At 74.2% G+C, this 10252-nt stretch carries 11 protein-coding genes; 7 read left to right on the forward strand and 4 right to left on the reverse strand.

What is annotated here, in order from left to right; translation table 11 throughout:
- Window positions 1-7: 7 nt before the first annotated feature.
- Window positions 8-1303: a glycosyltransferase family 4 protein gene (locus tag C1I92_RS31835; protein ID WP_111258645.1), complete on the reverse strand. Its 1296-nt coding sequence runs from the start codon at window positions 1301-1303 to the stop codon at window positions 8-10.
- A gap of 189 nt (window positions 1304-1492) precedes the next feature.
- Between C1I92_RS31835 and C1I92_RS31840 the strand changes: the two genes are divergently transcribed.
- The 5 genes from C1I92_RS31840 to C1I92_RS31860 are packed head-to-tail and all read left to right on the forward strand — an operon-like array spanning window position 1493 to window position 6276.
- The gene (locus C1I92_RS31840; RefSeq protein WP_111258646.1) at window positions 1493-2278 is read left to right on the forward strand and encodes an electron transfer flavoprotein subunit beta/FixA family protein; all 786 of its coding nucleotides are present in this window, start codon (window positions 1493-1495) and stop codon (window positions 2276-2278) included.
- Window positions 2279-2289: 11 nt separating this feature from the next.
- The gene (locus tag C1I92_RS31845; RefSeq protein ID WP_111258647.1) at window positions 2290-3237 is read left to right on the forward strand and encodes an electron transfer flavoprotein subunit alpha/FixB family protein; all 948 of its coding nucleotides are present in this window, start codon (window positions 2290-2292) and stop codon (window positions 3235-3237) included.
- An 18-nt stretch (window positions 3238-3255) separates the two neighbouring features.
- Window positions 3256-4452: a cysteine desulfurase family protein gene (locus C1I92_RS31850; RefSeq protein ID WP_111258648.1), complete on the forward strand. Its 1197-nt coding sequence runs from the start codon at window positions 3256-3258 to the stop codon at window positions 4450-4452.
- Window positions 4453-4454: 2 nt separating this feature from the next.
- Window positions 4455-5546: a tRNA 2-thiouridine(34) synthase MnmA gene (mnmA, locus tag C1I92_RS31855; RefSeq protein WP_111258649.1), complete on the forward strand. Its 1092-nt coding sequence runs from the start codon at window positions 4455-4457 to the stop codon at window positions 5544-5546.
- 52 nt (window positions 5547-5598) lie between these two features.
- Window positions 5599-6276, forward strand: a complete 678-nt coding sequence (locus C1I92_RS31860; RefSeq protein WP_111258650.1) for a three-helix bundle dimerization domain-containing protein — start codon at window positions 5599-5601, stop codon at window positions 6274-6276.
- 6 nt (window positions 6277-6282) lie between these two features.
- Here the strand turns inward: C1I92_RS31860 and C1I92_RS31865 are convergent, their stop codons facing one another.
- From C1I92_RS31865 to C1I92_RS31875, 3 genes are all read right to left on the reverse strand, one after another.
- On the reverse strand, window positions 6283-7113 hold the full coding sequence (locus tag C1I92_RS31865; protein WP_199521797.1) for an alpha/beta fold hydrolase: 831 nt from the start codon (window positions 7111-7113) through the stop codon (window positions 6283-6285).
- An 84-nt stretch (window positions 7114-7197) separates the two neighbouring features.
- On the reverse strand, window positions 7198-7797 hold the full coding sequence (locus C1I92_RS31870) for a TetR/AcrR family transcriptional regulator (RefSeq protein ID WP_111258651.1): 600 nt from the start codon (window positions 7795-7797) through the stop codon (window positions 7198-7200).
- A 46-nt stretch (window positions 7798-7843) separates the two neighbouring features.
- Window positions 7844-8560: a VIT1/CCC1 transporter family protein gene (locus C1I92_RS31875; RefSeq protein WP_111258652.1), complete on the reverse strand. Its 717-nt coding sequence runs from the start codon at window positions 8558-8560 to the stop codon at window positions 7844-7846.
- Between the two features lie 193 nt (window positions 8561-8753).
- Here C1I92_RS31875 and C1I92_RS31880 point away from each other — a divergent pair, with 193 nt between their 5' ends.
- Both C1I92_RS31880 and C1I92_RS31885 read left to right on the forward strand, forming a co-directional pair.
- On the forward strand, window positions 8754-9449 hold the full coding sequence (locus C1I92_RS31880; protein ID WP_146605371.1) for a GAF and ANTAR domain-containing protein: 696 nt from the start codon (window positions 8754-8756) through the stop codon (window positions 9447-9449).
- Window positions 9446-10165 carry a GAF and ANTAR domain-containing protein gene (locus C1I92_RS31885; RefSeq protein WP_111258654.1) on the forward strand — a complete coding sequence of 240 codons (720 nt, stop codon included), beginning with the start codon at window positions 9446-9448 and terminating at the stop codon, window positions 10163-10165. The genes C1I92_RS31880 and C1I92_RS31885 overlap by 4 nt, the downstream gene beginning before the upstream one ends.
- Window positions 10166-10252 lie beyond the last annotated feature (87 nt).

The following is a 10252-nucleotide window of genomic DNA, read 5'->3' on the forward strand; positions in this document are numbered from 1 at the left end:
GTGGGGGCTAGACCTCGCCGCGGACTCGGCGCCAGGCTTGCTGGACCGGCAGCGGGCGGTCGGCGAGGATGTTGCCGTCGGGCGCCGGGGCCGGACGTGGGCGCGGCGGCCGGGGGTCGGCGACGGCGGCGGCGTAGACCTTCTCGGTCTCGCGGGCGACGGCGGTCCAGACGAACTCAGTCGAGATCCGCTGGTGGGCCGCGCGGACCAGCCGCTGCGACAGGCCGGGCTCCTCGAGCAGCCGCATCGCCGCGGCGGCCAGGTCGCCGGGGTCGCGCGGCGGCACCAGCAGGCCGGTGACGTCGTGCTCGATCACCTCGCGCAGGCCGCCGCTGTCGCCGGCGATGACGGGGGTGCCGGCCGCGCACGCCTCGAGCGCGACGATGCCGAACGGCTCGTACGAGGACGGGCACATGGCGACGTCGGCGGCGCCGAACAGCGCGGCGAGCTCGGGCTGGCCCATCCGGCCGGCGAACTGGACGACGTGGTCGATCTGGAGTCGCTGCGCCAGCCGCCGCAGGTTGACCTCCTGCGAACCGGCGCCGGCGAGCACCAGCCGGGCGTCGTGGTGACGCTGCCGGACCAGCGAGAGCGCCTCGATGCAGACGTCAACGCCCTTCTCCCACTCCAGCCGGCCGCCGAACACCAGCAGCGGCGTCTTCGGCGGGATGCCGAACCGCTCCCGGGTCGCCCGCCGCGCCTCGGCCGTCGTCCGCCAGGCGGGGTGGTCGACGGCGTTGCGGATGACGGTGAGGTCCTCCGGCGGGACGTCGAACGCGGCGGCCGCCTCGACCCGCATCGCCTCGGAGCAGACGATCGACCGGGTCGCCTCGGCGACCAGCCACGCCTCGATGTCGTGGCGGGCCCGCGACAGCGGCGTGGACAGCCAGCCGTCCCACAGCCCGGCCTCGGTGGCGTGGACGGTCGCGACCAGCGGCGCGTCGATGGCGCGGGCAACGTTGATGCCGGCGTGCGCGTCGACCCAGTCGTGGGCGTGCACGACGTCGGGCATCCATTCTCGCGTCAGCCGGTGCGCGGTGCGCATCAGGCTGGTGTTCAGCGCCAGCACCCACGGCACGAGGTCCTCGCCGCGCTCACGCTCGTCGGCCGGGGGATCGGGCGGCGAGCGGAACACCCGCACGCCCTTGTCGTCCTCCTCCTCGGGCATCCCCGGGGCGGACTGGGTGACGACGGCGACGTCGTGTCCGTCGGCCACGAGTCCCTCGGTCAGGCGGTGGACGTGGCGCCCGAGACCTCCGTAGATCACTGGCGGGTACTCCCACGAGACCACAAGTATCCGCATCGCGCGATCATTTCACAGTGGGACCTAGATCGGGACCGCGTGAGCAAGGCGAAAACGGGTAACGGCGGACGTCCTGTACTGTGACGTGTTGCACGTCAGCCGGGCTTGGGCCCGTGGTTACCTGCCGGTAACATCGGGACAGTCGACTGGCTCAGCCACCCGCCCGGCCTAGGAGGTCGCAGCCCGGCCATGAAGATCGTCACTCTGGTCAAGCACGTTCCGGACGCCACTGCGGACCGGACCTTCAACTCCGCTGACAACACGACCGATCGTGCTGGTGTGGACGGCCTGTTGTCCGAGCTGGACGAGTACGCGGTCGAGGAGGCGCTCAAGGTCGCCGAGGCCGGCGACGGCGTCGAGGTCGTCGCGCTGACGATGGGCCCGGACGGTGCGGACGCGGCGTTGAAGAAGGCGCTGCAGATGGGCGCGGACTCCGGTGTGCACGTCGTGGACGACTCGCTGCATGGCTCGGACGCGCCGGCGACGGCGCGGGTGCTGGCCGCCGCGATCGGGAAGATCGGTGACGTGGACCTGGTCCTGACCGGTATGGCGTCGACCGACGGCGGGATGAGTGTGGTGCCGGCGATGCTGGCCGAGCACCTGGGCCTGGCGCACGTGGGGTTCGTCGGTGAGCTGACGGTGTCCGCGGACGCGGTGACGGCGCGCCGCGACGGCGACGTCGCCTCGGAGACGATCGAGGCCGCGCTGCCGGCGGTCGTGGCGGTGACCGACCAGATCAACGAGCCGCGGTACCCGTCGTTCAAGGGGATCATGGCGGCGAAGAAGAAGCCGGTCGAGACGTGGACGCTGGCCGACCTCGGGGTCGACGCGGCCGGCGTGGGGCTGGGTGCGGCGGCGTCGGTGGTGCGTGAGGTCACGAAGCGGCCGGAACGCACGGCCGGCACGGTGGTGACCGATGAGGGCGACGGCGGCGTGAAGCTGGCCGAGTTCCTCGCCGCGCAGAAGTTCATCTGAAGGGGATTGTGATGGGTGAGGTTCTGGTCCTGGTCGACCACGTCGACGGTGTGGTGCGCAAGACCACGCTGGAGTTGCTGACGCTCGCGCGCCGGGCCGGCGAGCCTGCCGCGGTGTTCCTCGGTTCCGGTTTCGACGCCGCGCGTGACACGCTCGGCGAGTACGGCGCGGCGAAGGTGTATGTCGTCGAGGCGCCGGAGTTCGAGCAGTTCCTCGTCGTGCCGAAGGCCGAGGCGCTGGCGCAGATCGCCCAGGCGTCGGGCGCGGCCGGTGTGCTGGTGACGTCCAGCCCGGAGGGCAAGGAGATCGCCGCCCGGCTGGCGGTCAAGCTCGGTTCGGGCATCGTCACCGACGCCGTCGACGTGGCGGCGGACCTGTCGACGACGCAGTCGGTGTTCGCCGGCGGGTACACCGTCACCGCGCAGGTCACGACGGGCGCGCCGGTCATCACGGTGAAGCCGAACGCCGTCACCCCCGAGCCGGCGCCGGCCACCCCGGCGGAGGAGAAGGTCGCGGTCGCGTTCTCCGAGGCGGCGACCAAGGCCCGCATCGTCGAGCGCAAGCCGCGCGCGGCGACCGGCCGGCCGGAGCTCACCGAGGCGTCCATCGTGGTCTCCGGCGGACGGGGGACCGGCGGCGACTTCGCCCCGGTCGAGGCGCTGGCCGACGCGCTCGGCGCAGCCGTGGGCGCGTCCCGGGCCGCCGTCGACTCCGGCTGGTACCCGCACGCCTACCAGGTCGGGCAGACCGGCAAGACCGTCTCGCCGCAGCTTTACCTCGCCTGCGGCATCTCCGGAGCGATCCAGCACCGGGCCGGCATGCAGACGTCGAAGACCATCGTCGTGGTCAACAAGGACCCCGAGGCGCCCATCTTCGCCATGGCCGACTTCGGCGTCGTCGGCGACCTGCACACCGTTCTGCCCCAGGCCACCGCCGAGATCGAGAAGCGCAAGGGCTGACGACGTAAACTGGGGGCGATGTCCGAGCGCCGCGTCTATCTCGATCACGCGGCGACGACCCCCGTCCTCCCCGCAGTGATCGACGTCGTCGCCGCGACCATGGCGACCCTCGGCAACCCGTCGTCGCTGCATGCGTCCGGCCGGCACGCCCGCAAGCTGGTCGAGGAGGCCCGCGAGTCCGTCGCCGCGGGCCTCGGCGCGCGCCCGAGCGAGGTCGTGTTCACCGGCGGCGGCACCGAGGCCGACAACCTCGCCGTCAAGGGCCTCTACTGGGCCCGCCGCGCGGCCGACCCGCGCCGCGTGCGCGTCCTCGCCTCCGCCGTCGAACACCACGCCGTGCTCGACTCGGTCGACTGGCTGGCCGCCGAGCAGGGCGCCAAGGTCGAGTGGCTGCCGGTCGACGCGGCCGGCCGGCTCGACGTCGCGGCGCTGCGCCGGGTGGTCGAGGCCGACCCCGAGTCGGTCGCGCTGATCACCGTCATGTGGGCGAACAACGAGGTCGGGACCGTGCAGCCGATCGGCGAGGTGGTCGCCCTCGCGGGCGAGTTCGCCATCCCGGTGCACTCCGACGCCGTGCAGGCGGTCGGCGCGCTGCCGGTGCACTTCGCCGACTCCGGCGTGACCGCGCTGACGGTGTCCGGCCACAAGGTGGGCGCGCCGGTCGGCGTCGGCGCGCTGCTGCTGCGCCGCGAGGCCGACGTCGTCCCGGTGCTGCACGGCGGCGGCCAGGAGCGCGACGTGCGCTCCGGCACTATCGACACCCCCGCGATCGCCGGCCTGGCCGCGGCGCTGCGGGCGACGCTGGCCGACGTGCCGGCGCGTGCCGCCGCGATGACGGCGCTGCGCCAGCGACTGGTCGACGGCGTGCTTGGCGTCGTTCCGGACGCGGTGCTCAACGGCGCGCCCGGCGCGGGACTGCCCGGCATCGCGCACTTCTCCTTCCCCGGCTGCGAGGGCGACGCGCTGCTGCTCCTGCTCGACGCAGCCGGCATCGACTGCTCCACCGGCAGCGCCTGCACCGCCGGCGTGCCGGAGCCGTCGCACGTGCTGCTGGCGATGGGCGCGCCGCGCGAGCGGGCCCGCGGCTCGCTGCGGTTCTCGCTGGGCCACTCGTCCACGACGGACGACGTCGACGCGCTGGTGGCGGCGATCGGCCCGGCCGTCGAGCGGGCCCGCGCCGCCGGCATCGTCAACGTCTCGACCAGGGGGAACTGACCATGCGCGTCCTCGCCGCGATGTCCGGCGGAGTCGACTCGGCGGTGGCCGCGGCCCGGCTGGTCGAGGCCGGGCACGACGTCACCGGCGTGCACCTGGCGCTGTCGGAGAACCCGCAGTCGTTCCGCACCGGCGCCCGTGGCTGCTGCACCATCGAGGACTCCCGCGACGCCCGCCGCGCGGCGGACGTGCTCGGCATCCCGTTCTACGTGTGGGACCTGGCCGAGCGGTTCCGCGCCGACGTCGTCGACGACTTCGTCGCCGAGTACGCCGCCGGCCGCACCCCGAACCCGTGCCTGCGCTGCAACGAGAAGATCAAGTTCGCGGCCGTGCTGGACCGCGCGCTCGCGCTGGGCTTCGACGCCGTCGGCACCGGGCACTACGCGCGCGTCGTCGACGGCCCCGGCGGCCGCGAGCTGCACCGCGCCGCCGACCCGGAGAAGGACCAGTCCTACGTGCTCGGCGTGCTGACGGCCGACCAGCTGGCGCACGCGATCTTCCCGCTCGGCGACACCGTCAAGTCCGAGGTGCGCGACGAGGCGGAGCGCCGCGGCCTGGCCGTCGCCCGCAAGCCCGACAGCCACGACATCTGCTTCATCGCCGACGGCGACACCGCCGGGTTCCTGCGCGACCGTCTCGGCGCCGAGCCGGGCGAGCTGGTCGACACGACCGGCGCCGTCGTCGGCGCGCACGACGGGACGTACGGGTTCACCATCGGGCAGCGCAAGGGGCTGCGCATCGGCACCCCGGCCGCCGACGGCAAGCCGCGCTACGTCCTCGACATCTCCCCGGTCGACCGCCGGGTCACCATCGGGCCGCGCGAGGCGCTCGCCGTCGACGCGCTCACCGCGGTGGCGCCGCGCTGGTGCGGGCCGCCGCCGCCCGACGGGGCCGAGCTGCGATGCCTGGCGCAGTTCCGCGCGCACGGGACGCCGGTCGACGCAGTCGCGACGGTTGGCCCGGCTGACGTCGAGGTGGCGTTCGCGGCCGCGCAGGAGGGCGTCGCGCCTGGTCAGGCGATCGTGCTCTACGACGGCGACCGCGTCGTCGGCTCCGCGACCATCGACGCGACCCGATCCGCCGTCCGCGCCTGATTCGGCCGCGCCGTCGCGGGTACGCATCACGCGAGCCCCCGAGGGAGGATCCATGACCACACCGACCCCCGACATCCCCGAGAGCCCCGTCACCGGCCCTGGCGCCCCGCCCACCGAGATCGAGCACGGCCTCGCCATGAGAGCCGCCGCCGAGCGGCTGAACGGTGAGTTCACCGAGATCGGCCGCGAGACCATCGACCGGTTCCTCGAGACCAGCTACGAGCAGTTCGCGGCGGGCGCCCGCATCCCCACGTTCCTGCCGCTCATGGCCGAGCGGTTCTCGCGGCAGCGGCTGCGGGCCCTGGCCAGGGTCGAGCGCGAGCAGGACAAGCCCACCGTCCTGTTCCTGGACCCCGACAACGCCGGGCGGTCGCTGCTGGCGCTCGGGCTGTTCGAGTGGTTGTCCGGCGAGTACGCGGTCGGCTGGTCCGGCGGCGCGGAGCCGGCGCTGGACATCGACCCGGGCGTCGCCGAGGCGATGAACGAGCGCGGCGTCGACCTCGGCGACGAGTTCCCGAAACCGTGGACCGAGGAGATCCTCGACGCCGCCGACGTCGTCGTCATCATGGGCGACGTGACGGTGCCGGAGCGGCCCGGCCAGCGGTACGAGCGCTGGGACGTGCCCGAGACCGCCGGCCGTGACCTCGACGGCGTCCGGACCATCCGCGACGGGCTCGATGAGATGGTCCGCGACCTGCTGACCCGCCTCGACGTCGGCGTGCGGGCGTGACTCTCGTCAGCGCGTGACGTAGTCGACGACCAGCGAGATCACGGCGGGGTCGCGCAGAATGCGCTGGTGCCCGAGCCCGTCGGTGCTGGCCAGCTCCGCCTCCGGCCAGGCGGCCGCGAGCGCGGCGCCGTCGTCGTACGGGACCTCCTTGTCCCTGCGGTCGTGTACGACGAGGGTCGGCGGCAGCTCGGCGCCGGTCCGCCGGCTCAGATCGGTGACGTCGAAGTCGGCCAGCGGGCGGCCGGCCAGGCGCTCCAGCCGGGCGACCATCCGGGTGCCGACGCGCTGGCCGAACCCCATCGTGCGCTGGAACAGCGCGAGGCCCTCGCTCAGGTTCGTGCTCGGCGCGATCAGGGCCAGCCGTGCCGCCGGCAGCCCGTCCGCGACGGCGACCGCGGCGGCCGCGCTGCCCAGCGAGTGCGCGATGACGGCGGCCGGCTTGCCGTGCTTGCCCGCGGCGGCCGTCAGCGCCTCGACGAACTCGACGCCGGTGGCCCGGCCGCGGCCCAGGCGCCCCGGCCCGGACTCGCCGTGGCTCGGCGCGTCGACCGCGACCACCCGCCGGCCGGCGTCGGTCAGCGGCCGGACGAACCCGCCGAGCTGGCCGCGCCAGCCGCCCCAGCCGTGCATCAGGTAGACCGGCGGGCCGAAGCCCCAGCTCTCGACCGCCACGACCCGGCCGCCGGGGAGGGTCAGCGAGCTGCGCTCGCCCGGCTCCGGCCGGTCGTCGCGCCGCCGCCCGCCGGTGTTGGGCAGCGTGCACCACAGCCGGGCCGCCCATCCCGCGCCGGCCGCGGGGGCGACCCGCTCCAGCGCGCGGAATGCGTACCGGAGCACGGTGAGCTTCGCACCAGCACGAACGATCGTGCGATTCTGTGGCGACATGGTGGTCATGGCCGGTCCCTTCGGGTGGGTGCGGTGTCAGGAGCTCGTGGTGGGGCGGGCGTCGGCGAGCAGCCGCTCGAACGCGTGCCGCGCCCTGGCCTCGGACCGCTCGTCCTCGAGCAGCCGGTGTGCGTGGTAGAAGGCCAGCATGATGCCGTCGAGGTCGGCGGCGAACTGGAGCGGATCGGCGTCGTCGCGGAAGTGCCCCTCGGCGATGCCGCCGGCGAACATCCGGGCGCACGAGTCGTAGAGGTCGAGGTGGTCGCGGACCAGCTGGTCGCGGACCGGGCCGTCCTGCTCGTCCAGCTCGGCGGAGGCCTTGACGAACAGGCAGCCGCCGGGCATGCGGGCGCGGCCGCACTCGACCCAGCGCTCGAACAGCTCGCGCACCCGCGGCTCGCCGCGCTGCGCCAGCAGAGCCGGCCGGATGACGGCGTCGATGAACTCGGTCCGCGCCTCGCGCAGGACCTCCATCTGCAGCAGCTCCTTGGAGCGGAAGTGCGCGAACAGGCCGCTCTTCGACATGCCGGTGGTGGCCGCGAGATGGCCGATCGTCAGCCCGCCCAGGCCGACGCGGTAGGCGGTCTCGACTCCCTTGCGGAGGATGACCTGCCGGGTCTCGGCGCCCTTCGTCACAGGTTCAAAATAGCACGACCGTTCGTGCCGGGGTAGGGCTCTCTCGTCAGGAGACCCCGACCAGCGAGCCGACGGCGTACGTCACGGCCATCGTCAGCAGGCCGACGAAGACCGCTCGGGCCGCCGCCCGCACCCGCCGGCCGCCGCCGAGGCGTGCGCCCACATACCCCGTCAGCGCGAGCGCGACGACCACCGTCACCATCGTGACCGGCACCCGCGCGCTCGCCGGGGGCAGGACGATCGCCAGCAGCGGCAGCATGGCGCCCAGCGCGAACGCGACGAACGACGAGATCGCCGCCGTCCACGGGTTGGTCTGCTCGTCGGCGTCGATGCCCAGCTCCGCCTCGGCGTGCGCCGCCAGTGCGTCGCGGGCGGTCAGCTCACGCGCGACCCGCTCGGCCACGTCCGGGGAGAGGCCGCGTTCGCGGTAGAGCTCGGTCAGCTCGGCGAGCTCCTCGCCGGGCAGGTGCTCCAGCTCCCAGCGCTCCCGGGCCAGCGCCGCCCGCTCGGTGTCGCGTTGCGCGCTGACGGACGTGTACTCGCCGCCGGCCATCGAGAACGCGCCCGCGACGAGGCCGGCGAGGCCGGTCAGCAGCAGCCAGTCGCGGTCCGTCGTGGCGCCCGCGACGCCGACCACGATGCCGGCGGTGGAGATGATGCCGTCGTTGGCGCCCAGGATGCCCGCGCGCAGCCAGTTGAGCCGGCCGGCCAGCTTCCCGTGCCGGTGCTGCTCGCCGTCGTGCGGCGTCGTCGCCTCGGCCATGGACGACAGCGTAACGACGGCCGCGCGGGCGCCGTGGCGGCTTCGCCTACAGCGTCGATAGGCACTGGCGCGGCGCCCGGCGGACCTGCCAAAGTGGCCGCGTCTGCGGGGAGATCACGTCTGGGGAGCGACCATCGAGCGAGCACGGGCGGAGGGGACCGGCCCGTCGATCCGGCCTGTGCTGGAGGCGTGCGTGGCGGCGGTCGACGCGATGGGCTGCGGGCTGTCCGTGGTCGGCGCGTCGGGTGCGCAGGAGCCGGTGCTGGCCGTCGGCGAGGCCGCCGACGAGCTGGAGGAGCTGCAGGTCACGCTGGGTGAGGGGCCCGGGTTCGACGCGGCCGCCGGCGAGAGTGTCGTGCTGGTGCCCGACCTCGCCGCGGCCGTCCGGCGCTGGCCGGCGTTCGCCCCGGTGGCGCTGGAGCGGGGCGTGCGGGCGCTGTTCGCGTTCCCGGTCGCGGCCGGCGCGGCGCGCGTCGGCGTCCTGAGCGTGTACCGTCGCGTCCCTGGTGACCTCGGCGCCTCCCGGCTGGCGACGGCGCTGACCTTCGCCGACGCCGTGCTCGTCGCGGTGCTGGACGAGCGTGGGGCCGTCGGCGCCGGCCCGGAGCAGTTGCGGGCCGGGCTGCTGCCGGAGCGGCGGGCCGAGGTGCACCAGGCGGCGGGCATGGTGAGTGTCCAGCTCGGCGTCGGCGTGAGCGAGGCGCTGGTCCGGCTGCGGGCCTATGCGTACGCGCACGAGCGGCGACTGGCCGACGTCGCGGCGGACGTCGTGGCGCGGCGGCTGAGATTGGCACCGGACCGGCGCGGCACGGACGACACGGCGAGAGGGAACGAGATGATGGACGCTCCTCCGAACCGCGACCACGACCAACCGGGGAGCGGCCCATGAGCACCACCGACCGGCGCGTCCGCGAGACCTTTGTCGAGCTGGCCGACACGCTCGTGGACGACTACGACGTGATCGGGTTCCTCGACCTGCTCGTGCACCGCGTGGTGGAGCTGCTCGACGTCGAGGCCTGCGGCGTGGTGCTGGCCGACCACCACGGCACGCTCAACCTCGTCGCCGCGTCGTCGGAGGAGACCCGGATGCTGGAGCTGTCGCAGCTGCAGAACTCCGAGGGCCCCTGCCTCGACGTGTTCCGCACCGGCCGGGCGGTGTCCATGGACGACCTCGCCGCCGGCGGCGACGCCCGCTGGCCGCTGTTCGCGCCGGTCGCCCGTGCCGCCGGGTTCACCGCCGTCCACACGCTGCCGATGCGGCTGCGCGACGTGGTGATCGGCGGGATGAACCTGTTCGGGTCCGCGCCGGGCGGGCTGGCGGCCGAGTCGCTGGCGCTCGCCCAGGCGATGGCCGACGTCGCCACGATCGGGATCCTGCACGAGCGCACGGTCCGGCAGCACGAGCAGGTCGCCGGCCAGCTGCAGTCCGCGCTGGACAGCCGGATCCTGATCGAGCAGGCCAAGGGCGTCCTGGCGGAGCGGCTCTCGATCTCCGTCGACGACGCGTTCGCGCTGCTGCGAGACCGGTCCCGGTCCACCAACGCCAAGCTGCGCGACGTGGCGGCCGACGTCGTCGCGGGGACGATCACCGACCTCGGGACCTGACGCACGAGACGGGGCGGGCGGCCGGTGGCCGGTAGCTGGTGGCGGGACGTTGTCGGTGGCAGCGCCTATGGTTGGCCCACCCAGCCG

It is taken from the genome of Jiangella anatolica, from assembly GCF_003236295.1.
Classification (GTDB): Bacteria; Actinomycetota; Actinomycetes; order Jiangellales; family Jiangellaceae; genus Jiangella; species Jiangella anatolica.